Source organism: Candidatus Bathyarchaeota archaeon, assembly GCA_026014745.1.
Lineage (GTDB): Archaea > Thermoproteota > Bathyarchaeia > Bathyarchaeales > Bathycorpusculaceae > Bathycorpusculum.
In genome coordinates this window covers 334,077-355,151 of sequence record JAOZHS010000003.1, presented here as the reverse complement: position 1 = coordinate 355,151, position 21,075 = coordinate 334,077, and the positions used below count along the sequence as shown (strand labels likewise).

At 48.5% G+C, this 21,075-nt stretch carries 17 protein-coding genes; 11 read left to right on the top strand and 6 right to left on the bottom strand.

The genetic code is table 11. From position 1 onward, the window contains the following. Positions 1-13: 13 nt before the first annotated feature. Positions 14-937 (top strand): DNA-3-methyladenine glycosylase 2 family protein, encoded by a 924-nt coding sequence (locus NWE92_13015; GenBank protein ID MCW4030552.1) that lies wholly within the window; start codon positions 14-16, stop codon positions 935-937. Here the strand turns inward: NWE92_13015 and NWE92_13010 are convergent. The 3 genes from NWE92_13010 to NWE92_13000 are packed head-to-tail and all read right to left on the bottom strand — an operon-like array spanning position 934 to position 2,947. Continuing rightward, a complete protein-coding gene (locus tag NWE92_13010) occupies positions 934-1,785 on the bottom strand; it encodes an ABC transporter permease (GenBank protein ID MCW4030551.1) in 852 nt (283 codons plus the stop codon). The two genes, NWE92_13015 and NWE92_13010, sit on opposite strands and share 4 nt — an antisense overlap. Further along, positions 1,782-2,708: an ABC transporter ATP-binding protein gene (locus tag NWE92_13005; protein MCW4030550.1), complete on the bottom strand. Its 927-nt coding sequence runs from the start codon at positions 2,706-2,708 to the stop codon at positions 1,782-1,784. The genes NWE92_13010 and NWE92_13005 overlap by 4 nt, the downstream gene beginning before the upstream one ends. A gap of 47 nt (positions 2,709-2,755) precedes the next feature. Next, the gene (locus NWE92_13000; GenBank protein ID MCW4030549.1) at positions 2,756-2,947 is read right to left on the bottom strand and encodes a DUF3795 domain-containing protein; all 192 of its coding nucleotides are present in this window, start codon (positions 2,945-2,947) and stop codon (positions 2,756-2,758) included. A 207-nt stretch (positions 2,948-3,154) separates the two neighbouring features. Between NWE92_13000 and NWE92_12995 the strand changes: the two genes are divergently transcribed. Beyond that, positions 3,155-3,586: a universal stress protein gene (locus tag NWE92_12995; protein MCW4030548.1), complete on the top strand. Its 432-nt coding sequence runs from the start codon at positions 3,155-3,157 to the stop codon at positions 3,584-3,586. A 73-nt stretch (positions 3,587-3,659) separates the two neighbouring features. Here the strand turns inward: NWE92_12995 and NWE92_12990 are convergent, their stop codons facing one another. Continuing rightward, the gene (locus tag NWE92_12990; GenBank protein ID MCW4030547.1) at positions 3,660-4,514 is read right to left on the bottom strand and encodes a hypothetical protein; all 855 of its coding nucleotides are present in this window, start codon (positions 4,512-4,514) and stop codon (positions 3,660-3,662) included. A 103-nt stretch (positions 4,515-4,617) separates the two neighbouring features. On the opposite strand from NWE92_12990, the gene NWE92_12985 reads away from it, so the two are divergent. Continuing rightward, positions 4,618-7,005 carry a DNA-directed DNA polymerase gene (locus NWE92_12985; GenBank protein ID MCW4030546.1) on the top strand — a complete coding sequence of 796 codons (2,388 nt, stop codon included), beginning with the start codon at positions 4,618-4,620 and terminating at the stop codon, positions 7,003-7,005. A gap of 2 nt (positions 7,006-7,007) precedes the next feature. On the opposite strand, the gene dnaG is transcribed toward NWE92_12985, so the two are convergent. Further along, entirely contained in the window at positions 7,008-8,297 is a 1,290-nt protein-coding gene (gene dnaG, locus NWE92_12980) for a DNA primase DnaG (GenBank protein MCW4030545.1), read from the bottom strand. 335 nt (positions 8,298-8,632) lie between these two features. Between dnaG and NWE92_12975 the strand changes: the two genes are divergently transcribed. From NWE92_12975 to NWE92_12950, 6 genes are all read left to right on the top strand, one after another. Then, the gene (locus NWE92_12975) at positions 8,633-9,460 is read left to right on the top strand and encodes an NAD(P)-binding domain-containing protein (GenBank protein ID MCW4030544.1); all 828 of its coding nucleotides are present in this window, start codon (positions 8,633-8,635) and stop codon (positions 9,458-9,460) included. Between the two features lie 32 nt (positions 9,461-9,492). Next, a complete protein-coding gene (locus tag NWE92_12970) occupies positions 9,493-10,773 on the top strand; it encodes a glycosyltransferase (GenBank protein MCW4030543.1) in 1,281 nt (426 codons plus the stop codon). A gap of 13 nt (positions 10,774-10,786) precedes the next feature. After that, complete coding sequence (locus tag NWE92_12965) at positions 10,787-11,608, top strand: polysaccharide deacetylase family protein (GenBank protein MCW4030542.1); 822 nt, start codon at positions 10,787-10,789, stop codon at positions 11,606-11,608. A gap of 392 nt (positions 11,609-12,000) precedes the next feature. Then, complete coding sequence (locus NWE92_12960; GenBank protein MCW4030541.1) at positions 12,001-12,813, top strand: ParB N-terminal domain-containing protein; 813 nt, start codon at positions 12,001-12,003, stop codon at positions 12,811-12,813. Positions 12,814-12,877: 64 nt separating this feature from the next. Continuing rightward, positions 12,878-14,023: a right-handed parallel beta-helix repeat-containing protein gene (locus NWE92_12955; GenBank protein ID MCW4030540.1), complete on the top strand. Its 1,146-nt coding sequence runs from the start codon at positions 12,878-12,880 to the stop codon at positions 14,021-14,023. Positions 14,024-14,090: 67 nt separating this feature from the next. Continuing rightward, on the top strand, positions 14,091-14,285 hold the full coding sequence (locus NWE92_12950; protein ID MCW4030539.1) for a 4Fe-4S dicluster domain-containing protein: 195 nt from the start codon (positions 14,091-14,093) through the stop codon (positions 14,283-14,285). Here the strand turns inward: NWE92_12950 and NWE92_12945 are convergent. Further along, positions 14,282-14,941: a helix-turn-helix domain-containing protein gene (locus NWE92_12945; protein ID MCW4030538.1), complete on the bottom strand. Its 660-nt coding sequence runs from the start codon at positions 14,939-14,941 to the stop codon at positions 14,282-14,284. The genes NWE92_12950 and NWE92_12945 overlap by 4 nt on opposite strands. Before the next feature lie 145 nt (positions 14,942-15,086). On the opposite strand from NWE92_12945, the gene NWE92_12940 reads away from it, so the two are divergent. Beyond that, positions 15,087-19,289, top strand: a complete 4,203-nt coding sequence (locus tag NWE92_12940) for an MMPL family transporter (protein MCW4030537.1) — start codon at positions 15,087-15,089, stop codon at positions 19,287-19,289. 97 nt (positions 19,290-19,386) lie between these two features. Next, a complete protein-coding gene (locus NWE92_12935) occupies positions 19,387-21,075 on the top strand; it encodes an MFS transporter (protein MCW4030536.1) in 1,689 nt (562 codons plus the stop codon).

Genomic DNA, 21,075 nt, shown 5'->3' with positions numbered 1-21,075 from the left:
GGGGTGTGTTTGATTGGCTTACACGAAAACCATAACCCTTCAACCGACAGCGCCGTTTAGTTTGGAGTTGTCTGCTGAGATTTTCTCCGCAGGCGACATGTCTGTGCGGGGTTTTCGAGGGGGCATTTTCCAGCAGGTAATTGATGTTGAGGGCAGCTTGGTTTTGATGCAGGTAACCTCCAACGCCAAGCTAGAGCAGCCAGAGTTGATGGTTACTCTAAGAGCAGCTTCGCCCCTGAAGCCGCAGATTAAACAAGGCGCCCAAGATATCCTAACCTACATCTTCAACCTAAACTTCCCCCTCAACAACTTCTATGCTGAGTCACAAGGCGACGCCGTCATGCGTCACATCACCCATAAGCTTCGAGGCTTCAAATTCCCCACCACCCCCACCGCATTTGAATCGCTACTCGATGCGATTGTGGAGCAGCAAATCTCCATAAAAGTCGCCCGAACCATCGAGGAACGCCTCGCCACCAAATTCGGAGCCCCCCTCACCCTCGACGGCACAACACACTACGCCTTCCCCACAGCGCATGCGATCGCAGCCGCAGACATAAGCGACATCCGAAGCGTAGGGTTAAGCCAACGCAAAGCCGAATACATCCAAAACGCCGCCCAACTCATCACCGCTGGGCAACTGGACCTTGAAGCCATGAAAACCCAGCCTGACGCTGACCAAATCATAACCAAACTTGACGCGCTCAAAGGCATCGGAGTCTGGACCGCCGAACTAACCCTCCTGCGGGGGATGCAACGCTGGGATGTGCTGCCCGCTGATGACTTTGGGCTCCGACGTGTCATCTCAACATATTGCTGCGAAGGCAAACCCATCAAAGCCGATGAAGCCCGAGCAGCAGCGCAGGCATGGGGCACTTGGAAGGGGCTGGCGGCTTTTTATCTCATACTCGCCGAAGTCCACCAAATCCGCGTCTAAGCAGTTAAGCGGCGCTTCATGAGGTTAATCGATAAGATAAAGAACAGAATCGTCACCACTGCCAACCACACCACGCTAAATGCCACAATAACCGAGGTGCTGAGCCCCAAAATCGGTTCCACAGCCCCCACAACAGCGATTCTTGTAACGTTAACCAACTGTGTTAGCGGCAAAACCCAAAGCGCCAGCACCTGCACCGCTTGAGGCAGCGAGGTTAAGGGGAAAAAGGTGCCGCATAGGAAAAACATCGGCATCACAAACAGAAATGATGAATAGTTGAAGAAGTCGATGTTGGGTGCGGCTGCGGTGAAGCACATGGCAATCGCGCTAAACAGCAATCCGCCGAAAAACGCTATGACGGGCACCAAAAATACCAGTGGCGTTGAGATGAGTGGGATGGGGGTGAAGAGGCTTGCGGCGGCGATGACGATTAAAACCAGCGTACCGTTTATGGTGGAGCGTGTGGCACCCCAGAGTAGCTCGCCTGCAACTACTTCTTCTACGCTTACGGGGGTGGCGACTATGGCGTCAAACGTTTTTTGGAAGTACATGCGTACAAACGAGGCGTAGGTGCATTCAAAGAAGCTACCATTCATGATGGCTATAGCGACTAAGGCGGGCGCGATGAAGTTGATGTAGGGAACGCCGTTAATGTTGGGGATGAAGCCGCCCAAGCCAAACCCGAACGCCACCAAATACAAGATGGGCTCAAGCAGTGAGGGGAGAAAGTTGACGGTTATGGTTTTTAAGAATACGTCGAGGTTGCGTCGCCAAACCTTCCAGACGCGGTAGCTGAGGCGAGGCATGGTGAAGGGGACACTGGATTTGCGCAGGTGCGGCGTGGTCATTCTTCTCGTAGCCCCCTGCCGGTGAGTTTTAGAAAAACGTCTTCTATGTTGGCGTTTCGTATTGACACGTTTTGCAGTTTATGCTGCTGTAGGAAGTTTTCAAACATGCCGTGTGGTTGGTCGGTGAAGATTTGCATGCGGTCGCCGAGGCGTTCGATGCGTGCGGTGGGGAAGGCTTCTTTTAGGGTTACTTCAAGCTGCGGGGTGTAGTCGACTTCGAGCACTTCTGCGCCCACATGCTTCTTGATGAGCTCGGTTGGGGTGCCTTCTTCGATGATTTTGCCGTGGTCCACGATGAGGATGCGGTCGCAGAGGATTTGGGCTTCATCCATGTAGTGGGTGGTTAGGATGATGGTGACTTGCTGTTTTTTTAGGTGCCGCACTTCATCCCAGACCAGATGCCGCGCCTGCGGGTCGAGCCCTGTGGTGGGTTCGTCAAGTAGGAGTATTTGGGGTTGGTTTATGAGGGCGCGGGCAAATATGAGGCGTCGCTTCATCCCCGTGGATAACGCGAGTATGGGTGTGTCTTTTTTTTCTTCGAGTTGGAAGAATTTGAGCTGCTTCTCGGCACGTCTTTGAGCTTCTTCTTTGGGGATGTCAAAGTAGCGGGCGTAGACTGTGAGGTTTTTAAGCACTGTGAAGTCGGGGTCGAGGTTGTCTTCTTGGGGTGCAACGCCGACTAAGCTTTTGATTTCTCGGGCTTGAGTGCGTACGCTTAAACCTGCGACAGTGAGTTCGCCGCCGGTGGGTTTTAGAAAACAATACATCATACGCACAGTGGTGGTTTTGCCTGCGCCGTTGGGTCCCAGAAAGCCTACGCATTCGCCTTTGTAGACCTCAAAATCTATGTGGTCAACGGCTGTGAAGGAGTCGAATTTTTTGGTTAAATCATGCGCTTTGATGAGTACTTCTCGGCTACCCATAACTTCTCAAACCTAGATTTGAATAGCCTAACTTAACCGTTATGCAGTTAGGCTTTGCCTGCAAGGTACTGGCAGTAACCGTAGCTTATAGGGCCCTGTTTGGTGGTTTCGCAGGGGAACTCGCTGCATTCGAAGCAGAGTTTGACGCCTTTTTGGTTGGCGCAGTTGCAGATGGCGCAGAACTTGTTGGGGCGGGCTACGCAGCCTGTTTCTCCGTTGGGGCAGCTTTTGGTTTGCATTTTGGGGCATTTTTCACATGCTATTCCGCATACGCCGACTCTCATCATATCACGTCTCAAAAAGCTATTTTGACAGGTTCTATTTAAGCGTCTCAACCCCAAAAAAACTGATTCTAAAATAGCGAATGTATCTGTTTGAGGCTGGAATTGCTTGGAAGCCTAAAACTATAAGAAACTCCCAACCCCCTTTCTAGGATGGTGAATCTTTTGTTGAAGAAACTTTTAGTGGGAACAGACTTTTCCGAAAACTCTGAACGCGCAATAAAATTTGCGCTTACCTTGGCTGAAAACCTCAAGGCATCAGTCACCCTTCTAAACATCGTTTATCCCCCAACAAAAGCTACCTCCGAACTAGAATATCCTTTTCCATGGGTAGAATCCTTCCTCTCCGATTGGAAAAAATACAACGAACAAGCCCTAACCAAACTAGTAGCCAAATACAAAGAAAAAAACCCCACCGTCACAATTTCCATGCTCATAAAAGAGGGGCAACCAGCGCATGAAATCGCAGAAACCGCCAAACACTATGACGCCGTAGTCATCGGTCAGAAGGGACGGGCTATGCCTGAAGCGTTAATGGGCGGCGTCTGCGAAAAAGTAGCCACGCTATCGCGTTGTCCTGTTATTATCGTTCCTTGAGGCATCAGTTAGATAACCTGCCCCCCTCCCATCATTTGGTAGACCGTGTTTTGGTTTCCTGCTCGTTGACCTGTTAGTTGCGTTGTTTGCGGAGGAAAAACAGAACACCAACTGCTACAATTATAGACCCGACCGCAACCCCCAAGGCAACCAAAAAATACAACATCACAGGCGAAAGCGCATCCGCTTCAACGTTGAATATTAGCGGTTCCGATGTTCCGGTGTAGCCGTACGCATCTTTAGCGGTGATTGTGACATTGTGCTGCCCATTAGCTAAACCCGTTAATGTTGTGTTCTCAGCGATAAGAACAGTATTTTGTCCATCTAGACAGTACGTTATCTCAGAAACCATGTGGTCAACTGAAAAATTCAACGGAAAAGACCTGCTTGCAGATGTCACATTTTGAGGCGTTGCAAAGGTGATGATTGGCTTGGCATGCGTCGTGAAAGTTACTGTTATGTTTTTTGCTAAAGTATATTCTCCCCACAGTTTGTTTTGACTTGTGAATTGTCCACGCAACCAATATCCGCCCTTTCCGTAAGACGTTATTTCTAAGACGTGTTCGCCAAAGGGTATGTCTGTGATGTTAAAGTCGATTTGTGTTAGCCATGTTGGTTGCATAATAGAGGTGGACTTTACTGGGCACTGTTTGGGGTTCTGCATCCAGTCTCCTTTATAGGTAGTTCTGTAAATAGACTGAGATACTTTTTCAGGACCATAAAGGGCTGCCTTGAGGCACAGATTAATTGTTCCATTCTCATAAACAACGTCCCCATTTGGGGAGTCAACTGTAAATTCGATTATGACACCGGAGGGTGGAGCTATCATTTTTTCATCGGGGGTAGGGTTAGCTTTGCCAACCAAAATCGGGGCAGCACATGCTGTGAACAAGAGCAAAATGAATAGCAATAGAACTATTCTGCTCATTTCCATTCACACTCAACAATAACCTCGGTTTAGAAATAAAGCTTACTTGCCTAACCTGTGACATCTTAAAGTTTAAAGGCAATTTCGCGCTTCTTCTATTTTGATGGTAGGCTTGAAACTGGTTTTTTGGCTGCTTGACCTCAACCCCAAAGTCGACAAAGAAGCAGGCAAAGTCGACATATGGCTCTGGGGCATCACTGAGTCAGGCGACCGAGTGCTCGTGGTCGACCGCAATTTTTCAGCTTACTTCTACGCCGTCCTGCAGAAAAGTGCGGATGCCCAAAAGGTCGCAGACTCCATCAAGCTCATCTACGCCGCAGCCGTCTCCTCAGTCGAAGTTGTCTCGCGCCGCTTCTTTGGCAAACCCGTCACAGCCCTAAAAGTCACCTGCAAAGACGCCACCGCAACAAGCAAAGTCGCCAAGCAAATCCGAACCGTCAGCGGCGTTGAGGATTGCCTTGAAGATGACATCCGAGCCGTCATGCGTTACCTCCTTGACAATGGCTTGGTGCCCTGCAGCTGGGTAGAAGCTGAAGTTACCGAGGAAGAAAACGTGGATGGCATGCGTGTAGCACATGTTTACTCCGCCCAAACGCCACCAAAGCAACTCGAACGAGTAGAAGCGCCACAACTTCGCGTTTTAGGTTTTAACTTGCTATGTTATAGCCGCGAGGGCACCCCTAAAGCCGACCGCAACCCCATCCTAGTAATCTCAACGGCGGCGAGCAATGGCGAAACGCGCCAATTCATCGCGGGACAAGACCTAAACGACCAACCCGTCCTTGAAGCCTTCATAAGCTACATCCACGAGTTCGACCCCGACGTAATCGTCAGCTTCGGAGCCAACAGCTTAGACTGGTCTTATCTGAGGGGGCGCAGCCACAAACTCGGACTACACCTCAACTTTGACCGAGCAGGACTCGAACCGCACACTAGCGTCTATGGGCACGTTTCTACTACGGGTATTGTTAATTTGGATTTGGCGGATTTTATGGACGTATTCCCCGAGGTGAAGGTTCGGACGCTGTGGAACTTTGCTAACCACTTAGGCGTACTAAAAACCGAAGCTCCACCCGTAGAAGATATGTTGGTGGCTGACATGTGGGATGACCCCGAAATGCGAAGGAACCTGTTGAGGTTTGGGCTGGATAGCGCCCGAAAAGTCCAAGGCACCACCGCGTTGCTGCTCGATTTTGCCATGCAACTCGCAGCCCTAACCAGCCTACCCCTCGACCACGTCATGACCGCAGCAGTAGGCTTCCGCGTGGAATGGTTCCTGATTCGGCGCGCACAAAAAATCGGTGAACTCATCCCCAAACGCATCGAACAACCCTACATTCCCTACGCGGGCGGCTTGGTGCTCTCGCCAAAACCCGGGCTACATGAAAACATCGCGGTGTTAGACTTCAAATCCATGTACCCTAACCTCATGATAACCTACAACCTCTCCCCCGACACCTACCTCGCCCCCACTGAACCCACACCCACCGCTGGCGAATACGTGGCACCAGAAGTTGGGCATCGATTCCGCAAAGCCCCTACGGGTTTCTACATAGAAGCGCTTCTCTACCTCATCGATGTCCGCGCCGCCATACGCCAAAAAATGCACACCCTAAACCCCCAAACCGTCGAGTACCGCGTGCTGGATGCCCGACAGAAAGCCATCAAAATCATCACCAACGCCGCCTACGGCTACGCAGGATGGATAGGCGCGAAATGGTACATTAAACCCGTGGCTGAAGCAGCCTCCGCCTGGGGACGCCACACAATCCAATCAGCAATGGCTATGGCAGAAAAAGCGGGCATCGAGGTGGTTTACGGCGACACCGACAGCCTCTTTGTAGCCTACGACAAAGCCAAAGTTTCTGCGCTGCAAGAGGAGATTGAGCAAGAGCTACGGCTGGATGTGGAAGTCGGCGATGTCTACCGACGCATCTTTTTCACAGAAGCCAAAAAACGCTACGCTGGACTGCGCCCCGACGGCAGCCTCGACATTGTAGGGTTGGAGGTGATTCGCGGGGACTGGGCAGAGGTGGCTAAGCAGGTGCAGGAGCATGTGCTCGAAATTATCCTAAAAGAGCAGTCGCCAAAAAATGCTGTTGCATACGTGCATGAAACTATCAGTCAGTTGCGGCACCGAAAAGTCCCCTTAGAAGACCTTGTCATCTGGAAAACGCTCACTAAATCCCCACAGGAGTACGCAATCAAAGCGCCCCATGTAGAAGCCGCAAAAATGCTTCGCGAAAAAGGCTGGCGACTCAGCGGCGGCGACAAAGTCGGCTACGTCGTACTCACAGGTCGGGGGCGTCTCTATAGCAGAGTAAAACCCTACGTGTTCGCCCACCTCGAAGATGTCGACGTGGACTACTATGTTACTAATCAGGTGCTGCCTGCTGCGGCGCGTATTTTGAGCTTTTTTGATGTGTCAGAAAATGATTTGCTAAAAGAAAAGGAAACAAAAGAAACTAAGAGCCTAATGGAATATTTTTAGGCTTAAGAAGGGGGGATGGCGTCGTTGAACGTTACAAGTTCAACGTTGAGGGCTGGTTTTACTGCTTCGCTGACGCGTGACGCGACGATGCGTTTGATGCTTTTGTCTGCGGCGATGTCGACGATGCGCTGAGTGATAATGCCATCGAAAACTATGGTGTCTACGCCTGTGATTTGTTGAAGTTTCTCGGCGAGTTGACTGACTGGTAAGCGTTCGATGAGTTCAAGTTTTTCGTTAAGCAGAACCGCTTCGAGGGTGCCGACTAACGCTTTGGCGGCTTGGCTTACGGTGTCGGGGACTTCGGGTTTGACACGTGTTGGCGCGACTGGTTTTTTAGGTGCTGGTGGAGGCGGTGGGGGTGCTTGCTGCTGTTGCTGTTGTTGTGGTTGGGGTCTGCCCTCTTTGAGTTCAGCTACTGAGAGTTTGCCTTCAATAGCTTCGTTGATTTCTTTACAGTTGCACTCTTCGATTTCTTTGCCGCGGGGTGCTCTGCCAACATATTTGACGTTTGTGACTTGGAGGAGTTCTTTTTGGATAAGGTCTCCGCCGCGGTCGCCGTCGAGTAGGGCTGTTGCGTTGCGTTCTTTGGTTATTTTCTTGATGGAATCAGGGACTTTGGCGCCTTCCAATGCAACGGTGTTGAATATGCCGCAGCGCATCAAATTGATGACGTCTGCTCTGCCTTCGACTACAAAGATTTCTTTGGAGCCTTCCAATCCGGGGCCTGCGGGTAGGTCTTCAGGACCGTATTTTTCGACTTTGCCGACTTTCATCGTGTCGCTGATTTCTTTGTAGACTTCGTCTACGCTTGGCATGGATTCGATGTTCCAGCGGTGAAGGATTTCTTTGGCGCGGTCGATGATGACTTTTCGGCGTGCTTCGCGTATGTCTTCGATTTTGTCGAGGTTAACTTTTGCACTGCAAGGACCGACGCGGTTGATGCTTTCCACGCTTGCCGCTATGAGGGCGGTGGAGACGCGGTCGAGGCTTGTGGGTATGGTTATGGCGCCGGTGGTTCGGTCGTTTTTAGAATGAAGATCAATTTCTATTCTGCCGATGCGCCCGGTTTTTTGGAGTTCTCGAAGGTCAAGTTCGGGGCCAAATAAGCCTTCAGTTTGCCCGAAAACTGCTCCAATAACGTCGGGTTTTTCGACGACGCCTTCAATATCAAATCTAGCATGTACAACGTACTTTATCGTAAATGTTTGGGATGTTCCCGTAAATATGACGCTCCTATGTAAGTTATATTTTATTTGATTATGTAATCGCACTAATGCGAGCGGTTCTCGCAATGATGAGATTAGTATTTTATTCTGATTATGAATTTAGGTGCATTGAGGCTAATATCATTTGTGGTGTTGGCTGTTTTGGGTTTTTTGTGTGGTGTTGCTTTTTGGGGTGTTGTTTTGTGTTTATTTTGCTTTTTGTTTGGTTTGGTGGTGTAGTTGGCGTATTATCTGTTGGTTTTTTGCTTGTTTTTGTTGTTTTTGTGTGTCGATTTAGCGCTGGGTTTTGAGTTTGGTAAATAAAAAGTTCAACTGATTATTAGACAAAACAATACAATAAGTATTTATAACGCCTAGGCGGAAACGTGGAATAAAAAACTTCAGGAAGGGAGAGAGAAAAAATGAAAGTATGCATCATGGGCTTAGGAAACATAGGATTTCCAGTAGCTCAGCATATTTCAAAAAAATACAAACAAACACAGGGATACGACATATCCCCCAAAGCAGTCACAACTGCCAAAGAAAACGGAATAAAAGCATCAACCGAACTCAGCTACGCAGACACCTACGTCATCGCCGTAAACACTTGGTACCGAAACGGATACCCTGACATGAGCGCCATCGAGGACTGCGTAAAAAGAGCAACACAACTAAACCCCAAAGCACTCATCTGCTTCGAATCAACCCTCGTAAAAGGCACAGCACGCGCTCTAGCAAGAAAATTCAACCTTTACAATATCGCAGTTTGCCCCCACCGATGGTGGAAACAAGAAGAAGACAAACACGGCGTAGTACAACTACGTGTCCTAGGCGCACTAAACTTTAAGAGTCTTGAAAAAGCGCTTTCTTTTTACAGTTCCCTTGGCATACCCACACACATAGTAAACTCGCTAGAAATCGCAGAACTATCCAAACTAGTCGAGAACACCTACTATTACCTTAGAATAGCGTATGCTGAAGAACTCAAATTACTATGCGACAAAAACAACGTTGATTTCAAAGAATTACGGGATGCAGTCAACACCAAATGGAATGTTGATATGGCTGACGCCCTCGAAGGGATCGGCGGAGAATGCCTTCCCAAGGATATTCAATTCTTAATCAGTTCCTACCCCCAAACACCTCTATTACATGGCGCTGTAACCGCCGATATAAACTACCGAGCTATCTTGGAGGCACCTGACCCCTGCGCGGTTCTTCAAGCAAGCGCAAAAAATAGGGCCAAGTAGACCCTCCACTTTCTTTTTTGGAGGCGTCTGGCTTGTATAAGTTTAACAAGAAAGCCATTCTGGGCTACGTAATCCTTTACTTGACGCTAGTTATTTTGACTTTCATGTACATCAGCCGTGTAAGCGTGTACGAGTGGAATTGGCTGTACTCCATTCTGCTTATATATGGCGTAGTTGTGACGCCATTTTTGATATTCCGTTTCGCCGTAACTTATTCTTACAAACCTGTACCCGACCTTGGCTATAGACCAAAAATCAGCGTAATAGTCCCCGTATACAACGAGGAAAGCGGCATTGCATCTACCATCGACTCAATATTAGATTCAGATTACCCCAAAGACAAACTGGAATTAGTCGTCATCGACGACAAAAGCAAAGACAAATCCTTAGAAGTCATCAACAAAAAACGTGCCCAACGCAACTTCATTTTGGTGGCACACGAAAAAAACCTTGGTAAACGCCACGCCATGGCAACAGGCATCAAAAAATGCACCGGTGACGTCTTAGTCTGTATCGACAGCGACACCATCGTCAAACCCGATGCCATAAAAATGCTTGTGCAACCGTTTACCGACCCTCAAGTTTACTGCGTCTGCGGCAACGGTGTTGTCGCAAACGAATCTGACCCTAAAATCAACAATACGCTAACGCGTCTGCAAAAAGTCTGGTATGCTGACTCATTTAGAATCCGCAAAGGTGTCGAAAGCATATTTGGCATCGTAATCTGCTGCTCTGGCGTGCTTTCCGCTTACCGCAAAGAGAAATTCCAACAAGTCGTCGACGAATGGCTAAACGAGAAATTCCTTGGCCACGACGTAGTCTCCGGCGATGACCGCCAAATGACCAATCTGATGATGCGCATGGGCGGCAAATCAGTGTTCCAATCAAACGCATTAGCCTACACCTATGCGCCGCATAAATTCAAAAAATTCTTAATTCAGCAACTTCGCTGGGGCAGAAGCGCCTTCCGTGGCATGCTTTTTGCATCCAAATTCTTCACTAAGAAAAACACATCGCAGAAACTGGTATTCTACACAACGATGTTTGTGAATTTCATTTCACCAATTTCACTTTTGGCTAACACGGTCGTATTAGCTATACTGGGTCAATTCGAGTTCATCGCGGTTTACCTGCTGGGTCTTTTGTTGCTATCGTTCCTTTTTGCTTTAAACGACAAGTTGCTGGTTGATTACTTCTCAATCAAAGACATAGGCTATCGTATTCTCTTCTTCGCGTTATCGGTTGCTATCACCTTTGTTTATTTGTATTCGTGGGTTACGCCCTGGAAAGGTAAAGTCTGGGGAACCCGTTAAGGAGGAAAAAAATATGTCAAGTAAACTTGCTGTAAACCGAAAAATCTTGACGGCAGTTGTACTAGCCGCCCTCGTCACGGCTAGCCTCATCTTTTATGATTTGCAACTGCCACCAGGCATCAATCAGGCGTTACCTACGCCCCAAACCTACTACTACAAACTCAACGTCCCACAAGATGGGCAAAGAGTTGTTTGCATAGTGTTTGATGATGGCTGGAAAAATCAATACACCAATGCGCTACCAATACTGGATCAATACGGTTTCAAAGCCACTTTCGCAGTAATAACGGGCTATGCAGACAAATACAAAGGATACATGGATTGGAACGAAATCATCACTTTAGCCAAACAAGGACACGACATTGAAAGCCACACCGTAAATCACCCCGTTCTAACCAAGCTGGATGCAGACCAAATCAACTATCAACTTAAACAAAGCCAACAGGACCTTCTCAAATACGGAATAAACGCACAACTCTTCGTGTATCCTGAAGGAGAAGGCGCAGGAAACGCAACCGTAGAAAACATAGTTAAGCAATATTACATGGTGGGACGCGGCGTCAACCCTGGCGACCTGAACATGTCACAAACTTTTGACAAATACGCCTTACCTTCCTACACAATGTCAAATACGACTACCCTTGAGGACTTCAAAAGCTACGTGGAAAACGCCCACAACTCAACCGTCGTTACCCTATATTACCACAAAATAAGTGACGAAAAAGTCTCAACCGCAGCCAGCGTCGATAACTTCGCCGCTGAAATGCAGTACCTCCACGACAACGGCTTCACCGTGAAAACCATGAAGGAACTCTTCACCACAACAACACTATAGGAGACAGCCAAAAATGACTTATGACCCAACCCAACGCTTAGACCCATGCTACAAGCCCGTCCACTGCAGAATTTGTCACTGTGTGTTTGGCAGCCCAGAGCAAGATTGCACCTGCCGCTGTCACAACCCCCACTAAACACCCTTTTGTTTCGAAAAGTAGGTTTGGCGAAGCGCCAGTTTAACCCGTGCGGACACGGAAAAAGTATTGAGGAGAGAGAGGGGAGAATTTCCGCCGTAGTTACTCTTTTGCTCCGCCAAACATCTTACGCGGGTTTTACACTACCCCAAGTCCCAGAAAAAAATAAAAGACTATGTGACTGCACCCTGAAACAACACTTTCCGCGTTGTACCCTTCAACTTAAATAATAAAATCACCAAACAACTACGAGACTATGAGCCTGCACTTAAACCCCGAATACGACAAACTGCTTCCCCGCATGACCGAAGAAGAATTCACAGCCCTAAAGGTCTCCATCGAGCAGGAAGGACAACATTACCCCATAATCGTCAACGAAGACCTCGAAGTCCTCGACGGGCACCACCGCTTCCGAGCTTGCACCGCATTAGGCATTGAGCCTGACTTTGAAGTCCGCAAATTCGACGATAAACTGCTCGAAAAAAAATTCGTCATCGAAGCTAACTTGCGGCGGCGGCATCTCAACAACTTTCAGCTTGTAGAACTCGCGGTGCCGCTGTTGGAGATTGAGAAGGCGCTGGCGAAAAAACGTCAGTCCGCAGGGGGCAAAAATGGCAGAAACATTCAGCTGGGGTTAGCGCCAATTGACGCTGAGCCCGCTGAGTCTGAGTTTGCGCCTGTGTTCAAAGCTAAAGCCGCTGAAGTCGTAGCCAAAAAAGCAGGCGTCTCCACCCGAACTTTTGAACGCGGCAAAAAAATCATCGAAACCGCCAGCGAAGACGACAAAGAAAAACTCCGCGAAGGCAAAGTCAGCATCTCAAAAGTCTACCAAGAAATCGTCAACGCACAAAAACCACCCCAACCACCAGCCCTAGACCCCCCCGCAGAACCTTCGCCGCGTGATCTCCAAAACCAAGCCGACTTATCCGCAGTTTTAGAGAAGCTCAAAAAAGGCGACCTATACTGTCCCTCATGTAGCAATCAGATGCTGGAATGCAGCAAATGCCACAAAACCCTAACCAAACTCCTCAAACCCGAATCTCCACCACCCGATTCAAGTAAACTATAATTGATGCCTACCCCACTTGTTGGATGTGCTTTCGAAGAGGTCAGCAGCAACGCTAACTTTCATCTTGGCACTATCATTCTTAGCGTTAGCTTTCACCAACCAACCAACAAACGCCCAAGTCACTGCGTCCGTTGGCATGTCTACCATAACCATCCAAACCAACGGTGACGTAACCCCAACCTCTGCCCTCATCCAGCGCGTCGGCTCAACCTACATTTTAACAGAAAACATCAGCGGTTACAACGTTCTCATACAATGCTCCAATATTGTGCTTGATGGCGCAGGGTTTGGTTTGCAATGTACAGATTGCAGCGGGATCGGCGTTTTGATGGAGGCTGTAGCTAACGTTACTGTACAGAACTTAATCGTTGAAGGGTTTGATGTAGGCGTTTGCGTGATTAACTCTAGCGACTGCACCGTTCAAAGCAGCCGTTTAGTAAATAATGGCGCCGGTCTCTCCCTTACCACAACATCAGGCAGCACCATACAACAGACTGATATTTTGCAGAGTCGAGGCAACGGCATTCAAATACAAACATGCAGTGGCACCATCATATTCCAAAATACCCTAACCCAAAACAGTATTTGCGCAATATCAGTTGCCAATTCATCTGGAACCAAAATCGTTGAAAACACAATTTCTTCAAACGCTCGAACAGCCATAGACATCAACATGGGCTCAAGTGACTCCATTGTTTTCCGAAACACCATCGCAGAAAACAACATCGGGCTCATCCTCACAAACTCCACCCAAAACATAATCCTTGGAAACACCATCCAACACAACACCGCATTCGGCATCAAACTACAAGAAAACCAAGCCAACAACCTCGTATACAGCAACAACTTCATCGACAACAGTGCCCTGTATGGCTTTCAGGTCTCTATGCCTTGGCCTAACAACCCCGTCCAGTGGGATAATGGCAAAGCAGGCAACTACTGGAGTGACTACCAAGCCCGCTACCCCAACGCTACCCAAACCAGCAGCGCCGTAGGCGACACAGCTTACTTCATTAACGAAAACAACATGGACCACCACCCCTTATGGCAACCTGTAACCGACCCCCAATACCCTAACAATGACCTCGCCTTTTTAGGCATCAATGCCGAATCCGAGGCTTCTGCTTTTCCGATAGAGTTTGTTTTGGTCGGGGTTTTTGTGGCTGCTTTGCTTGTGGTGTTTGTGATATGGTTTAAGAAAGTCAAATAATGGCTTGAGAAAATTTTGTTTTTTTTGGGCGTAATCTTGATATTTGCTCCTCCGCCTCTATGCAGTCATGCCTCGCGCCTACATTGACCCCGAAAAGTGCATCCACTGCCCCAAATGTCACTCCGCACGTGTCTGCCCCATCAAAGCAATTTTTAAGCTCAGCGATGATGAACCCTCAGTCGTGGACATGGCGACCTGTCATGGTTGTGGCGACTGCGTGGATGTCTGCCCTGCCAAGGCAGTGGTACTTAAAGAAGGTTAATGGGTGTGTTGTTCTAGTAGCTGTGTGATGAGGCGTTGTTCGGCTTTTCGCATATGCTCAACCACCGTGGAATCTACAAGACCAAGGCGGTTGGCTAGTTCTTGGCTTGTGATTTTTCTGGGGATATCATAGTAGCCGAGTCGGTAGGCTTCGAGGAGTATTTCGCGTTGTTTTTCGGTTAGCAGGTTAAGCGGGGAGGTGGGCGAGAAATTGGCATCTCCTAGCAAGGTGACGCGGTAATGGATGCCGAGGGCGTCGAGTTTTTCCAATAAATCCTTGATTTGTTGTTCGTTCCCCAAAAATGACACCTTAACTTTGCCGTCGCTTATGCCCAGCGGCGGAAACAAGTAGCCTGCTTCTACATCTAACAGGTTTAGAACGGTGGAGGTGATAGGTCCGCTACGTGTAAAGACTATGTAGGCTCCGTTTTTTTGTTGTTCGAGCACTTGGGCTTCGACTAGAAAGCCTCCTGTTAGGAAGTCTTCGACTTTTTTTGGGGGCTCTGTGAATTCGACGCGGGATACGACGGCGAATTCTTCTCGGTCTTGTCTTAGGAAGTAGAGGAGGTCGAGGGATTTTATTTTTTTTAGGGGGGGTAGTTCGATGCCTGCTTTGGAAAGTTCTTTTTGTGGGACTTCAAGGATTAAGCGTCGCATATGTTTAGTGGATGGGTGGATATGGATAAATGTTTTCTTAAAGCCGAGTATACTCGGGTGTAGGTTAATCTGACACCGAACCATCCATAAAGGGTCTAAAACACATCATACTAGCTAAATTATAGTGCTAGATTAGGGACGTAACATGACCCATGGAAAAGTTAACATCTTTGGAAAACTTGGCAACGTCATCACTAAACGCAAATACGCCATAATCGCTATCTGGATAATCCTTCTAGCCATTATTCTGCCCGTGGTTTTAACCGCGACAGGCGTAAGCTCGTTACAGATGAACGAATCAACTGCAACGGATTTAGAATCAGCCAAAGCCAGCGACATCATAACCGCCCAATTCTCAAAAGCAGTGGCGAATGATTCGCTTGTAATTGTAATCGCCACCAATAATGCTTCGTCAATGAGCACGCAGCGATTTATTGAGGAACTAACTGATGAAATTAACTCCACCAGCACCATGTCTGGCGTAGAAAACATCACCAACGTCTACTCAATTATGGTTCCCGCCCTAAACGGAACCAACGAAGGCGTCTACATCGCTTATAAAAACGCCAACTTAACCTACAACCTTCTCTACAGCGTCCCAGCAATTTATAGCAAGGTATGGACCGCTGCTTATAATGAAGCCATTAAAAGCGTAACCTCAGGGCTTCAACAAACCAACCAAGGCGTTTACCAAGCCTACGACAACGCCAACCTCACCTACAACATGATTTATGGCGTACCCGTAATGTACACAATGGTTTGGGGAACCGCCTACAACCAAACCCACGACATGCTTGTCAGTGGGTTAACTCAAGCTAACCAAGGCGTTTATCTGACTCTGGAAAACGCCAACTTAACTGCGAACATGCTCTATGGTACACCCGCCATGTACCTTCAGTTTTGGGGTCAAAACTACGCAGTAACCTCCGATGTGCAGCAGGCAAACGATTTTGCCTACCAACAAACTGCAGCTGTCCTTCAGGCCGCGGACTCCGAAGCCTTCGTCCAGTACACTGGACCCCTGCTGGCTGCGTTTAACGCGACTTGGGCACAAAGCTTCCTTGACCCCTCAACCGCGTCATGGACTCCTGAGCAGCGTGCAGTCTTTGCATCAGACCAAACAAATCAACTCTACATTAACACTGTTTTAGCGGGTAATGCAACACAGCAAGCTTTCGTCACTGGCTTAACCAGCGCTTTAACTTTCCAAGATTACCTTGCGGGCAACCAAACCTACAATAACCAGGTGCTAACTGGCTTCGCAATCCAAACCGTAGTGACCGCTTCTGCTGGGCAATCTTCAACGGAATTTGTCACGGCAGCCTTCAACTTGGGTCCAAACCCCAGCGCCGAAGCCCTAAGCACATTAGCTAACACTATCATTGGCAGCCCAGACACCTACAATATGGGTACGAACTTTATTTCTACCTTCAATGAGGTTGCATATAACCAAACCTCCGCCATGCTCTATGCCGCTGACCCCACATCCTACGCCCAATACACCGCTCCCCTTCTTGTAGCATACAATGCCACATGGTCAAACAGTTTCCTTAACCCCGCGACAGCAACCCTGACACCGATGGAACGCGCCAACGTCGCCACAACTCAAACAATCCAACTCTACTTGAACTCCATAACTGACGCGACCACCAAAAGCTTCGCTACCGCCCTAACCAACGCCTTAACTTTCCAAGACTTCCTGACCAACACCCAAGACCAAAACAACGCCGAACTCAGAACCTTCGCTATTAACTACGTTGCACAGTCTGGCTCTGTTTCTGCAACCTTTGTCGGTGCAGCCTTTGATTTAGGCAGAAGCGCCAACTACAGTGAATTCGCAGATTTGGCAGATAACATCGTATGGAACAGCGATGCATACCATATGGGCGATAACTTCATCGACACCTTCAATGATGTCTGCTATGACCAAGCAAAAACCATCCTCAAAGACGCCGACGAAGAGTCTTTCAACAATTACACTTCACATTTGCTTAGCCTCTTTGATTCTGCTTGGACGAGTAGCTTTAAGGGTTCAACCCAATACCTCAGCGCTAACGCCCGCGCCCAATACGCCATAGAAAAAGCCTTGCCCCAGTTCATTGACCAATACTTCAGTGATAACAAAGACTTCGTAGATGCAGTTGCAGACACATTTACTTTCCAAGATTTCATTGACGCAAAAAGCTCAGTTACAAACCTCAAAGCCCAGAACCTCGCAATCGAGTATGTCGCTAACGAGTCTGGTTTATCCCCCGAACTCGTCAAAGGTACCTTTAACCTTGGCGAAAACGCTTCAATATCCTCGGTTAAAGCTTTAGCTTCAAACCTGATTTGGAACCCCGAAGCCTACAACTTGGGTCAGCAATTCACTGAGTTGTTAGAGTCATTTGTTTCACCTGACAATGAAGTCACTTTGATTTCCATAACATTTGATCACTCTGGTAGCGAAAATCTTCTTGCACTACGACAAATAATCGCTGACAAACTAGCTCAAAACCCCAATGGCGACGTTCAAGCAGCAAAGGTAACTGGCAACGACGCATTAGACCATGACTTTATGCAATCCACCCAAGACGACTTAGACCTCATCCTTCCCATAACCGTCATTTTGCTCGTCGTCGCGACTGCGTTGTTCTTCCGATCTATTGTCACTCCAATCATTACTTTGGGCACTATCGGAGTGGGCATTGGTGTCTCCCAAATCTTCCCCTACCTCGTGGGCACCTACATCAACCCCGTTGACTACACCGTTACTACCGTCCTCTTAACCGTACTTATCGGAGTCGGTACTGACTACAGTATATTCGTCATAGCCCGACATCGAGAAGAACGCATAAACGGCTTGCCCCTCTTTGAGGCCATCAAAAAATCCATCACTTGGGCAGGCGAAAGCATCGTCACCAGCGGCGCCACCGTCATCATCTCCTTCCTTGCCCTATCTGCAACATCCATGGTTATGCTACAGGCCATGGGTTTAGTTGTCGGTCTAGGTGTTATCGTAACCCTACTTGCATCTCTTACCTTCGCGCCCGCCCTCACCGCCATACTGGGCGACCGCATATTCTGGCCCAACACGGGTGACCGCTTCCAACGTTACGCTAAAAGCATCCACGAGAAGAACCAACGCAAAGGCGGCTACTTCGCTAAAAGCGGCTCTTTCTCTGTCAAACACGGTAAAGCAATCATCGTAATAGCCATCCTCATCACTGTGCCTGCCCTATACGTTTACTCCTCGACCGTTCCAACCTATGACCTTATTGGAAGCGCCTCGGACAGTTTAGAATCCATCTCCGCGTCCCGAACACTAACGGACTCGTTTGGCGGCGGCAGACTCATGCCCAGCTATGTCGTAGTCACCTTCTCGGAGCCGATTCTATATGAAGATGGCACGTTTAACTTGGGGGAGATGGCTACGTTGCAGGATATATCTTCCTCTATCGTCAGCCATAGCGGTGTGCAGGAAGTCACAGGACCCACTATGCCCTTTGGAGACATCGTAGATTACCAAACCATCACCAACGACACCGACGCGACCACCTACAGCAGCATAATTGGCGCAATCGGAGCAGACAATCAATCTGCCCTAATAACTGTCCGGTTCCAAGCTGACCCCTACTCAACCGAAGCCATGGAATACGCCAAAGACATACGCGCAAGCCTACATACCAATTACGATGACGCAACAAACTTAACTGGGCTCTATTTAGGCGGAACAACAGGCGGCATCCTTGATACACGAAACCTATTCGAGAACCAATTCAACGCAATCCTGCCCATCGTCGCCATAGGAGTAGGTATCGTACTCTTTATTGTGCTGGGTTCGCTAATCTTACCGTTATTTGCTATAGTTTCGGTTTTGATGAGTATCGTGTGGACACTCGCCGTTACCATATTGGTGTTCAATGCAGCGTTTAGTTACGGTTTGCTCTTTATGACTCCGCTGATCCTCTTTGTTCTACTGTTGGGCTTAGGCATGGACTACAACATCTTCATCTTAACTCGCATACGTGAAGAAGCCGCTAAAGGACAAAACCTCAAAGACGCCATTGTACATGCTATCCAACAAACCGGTGGCATCATCACTGCCGCAGCCATCATACTCGCCGGTTCATTAGGCGCGTTGATGCTGTCGAGCAACATGATGCTCCGCGAGATGGGCTTCGCATTTGCTTTTAGCATCCTTATCGATGCCTTGGTGGTGCGCACCTATCTGGTGCCTGCTGTGATGGCGACTTTTGGCAAGTGGAACTGGTACAACCCCATCAAACGCCTCCGCAGAACCAGTGACTTCAACGAGGTATCATCGCCACAGCAGACCCAACAAGCATCCACCGAAAAAACCGAATAAATCTCTCTTAGACAGTTGGGAACTTTAATGTTTCCCAAGAACCTTTTTATAATCCACATTTTTCATAGCCTAAAAATTACTGTTTGGTCGCAAAATTATGGAATACAAATGGATAGCCCTATCAAACACAACCATAGGGGTCCTGATGGCTTCTATCGACACCTCAATTGTCCTAATAGCCTTACCCGCAATTTTTAGGGGCATAAACATTGACCCCTTCGGCTCATTCCAGTACCTGCTGTGGATAATGTTCGGCTACAGCATAGTAACCGCTACTTTGCTAGTGACATTTGGACGTTTATCCGACATCTACGGCAGAGTAAAACTCTACAACTTAGGCTTCCTCATATTCACCATAGGTTCAATTCTGCTATTTTTAACGCCAAGCACAGGAGACGCAGGAGCTATAGAATTAATAGTCTTCCGTATCATCCAAGGTGTTGGTGCAGCGTTTCTTTTCTCAAACAGTGGTGCAATCATCACCGATGCTTTCCCAGAAAATGAACGCGGAAAAGCGCTAGGCATCAACCAGCTGGCGTTTCTTGTCGGTTCATTAATTGGGTTAGTTTTGGGCGGTGTCTTAGCAGTTTTTGACTGGCGGCTGGTCTTCTTAGTGAGTGTCCCCGTCGGCATCATCGGCACTGCGTGGTCATATTGGAAACTCAAAGAACAACATGTTGTCCAACGCAAGAAACAAAAAATTGACCTCTGGGGCAACTTATCCTTCGGCGGCGGCTTAACACTACTCTTACTCGCCATAACCTACGGTTTAACACCCTACGGTGACTCTCCAATGGGCTGGGGAAACCCCCTAGTCATCGCATCGTTTGCAGCTGGGGCAGCTCTGCTCATAGCTTTCCCCTTCATTGAACAGAAAGTCCAAGACCCCATGTTTAGGATAGACCTCTTCAAAAACCGTAACTTCGCCGCTGGAAACGCAGCAACCTTCCTAAGCTCCATGGCTCGGGGCGGAGTAATGATAATGCTAATCGTCCTATTGCAGGGGATTTGGCTTCCACTACAAGGCTACAGCTTCGAGGATGCCCCATTCTGGGCTGGCATTTTCATGATTCCCATGACCATCGGCGTCGCCCTCACGGGTCCTGTGAGCGGCTGGTTATCTGATAAGCATGGCGCAAGAACTCTAGCAACCGCCGGTATGGTAATCACGGGAGTTTCTTTTCTTGCGTTTGTCTTTATGCCCGCGAACTTCGCGTATCTGCCCTTTGCTATAATCCTCTTCATAATGGGTATCGGTAACGGCATATTTATGTCGCCAAACATGGCGTCCGTCATGAACTCTTGCCCAGCGGAGCATCGAGGCGCCGCTTCCGGTATGCGGTCTACCCTGCAGAACTGCGGTCAAACCATCAGTCAAGCCGTATTCTTTAGCATAATCATCATATCTCTAAACGCTACCCTGCCGGGGGCGCTTTCAAGTGCCGTTGCAGCCGCAGGCGCTTCTTCAGAACTTGCCGCCGCATTCAGCCAAGTCCCCGCTGCAGGAGCCCTCTTTGCGGCTTTCCTTGGCTACAACCCCATCGGCACCCTACTACAAGCAATGGGTCCCATCGCCGCCAACATACCTCAATCAACTCTGGCTACCTTGACAGGAACAACATTCTTCCCCACAACCATCGCAGACCCCTTTATGCACGCATTAACCTTAGCTTTCATCATCGGTGCAATTCTTTGCTTCCTCGCAGGCATATTCTCAGCTGTCTGGGGCAAAAACCCAAAAACCGCATCAAAACCAAAAACAACGGCGCCTTCAACTAAGGCTTAA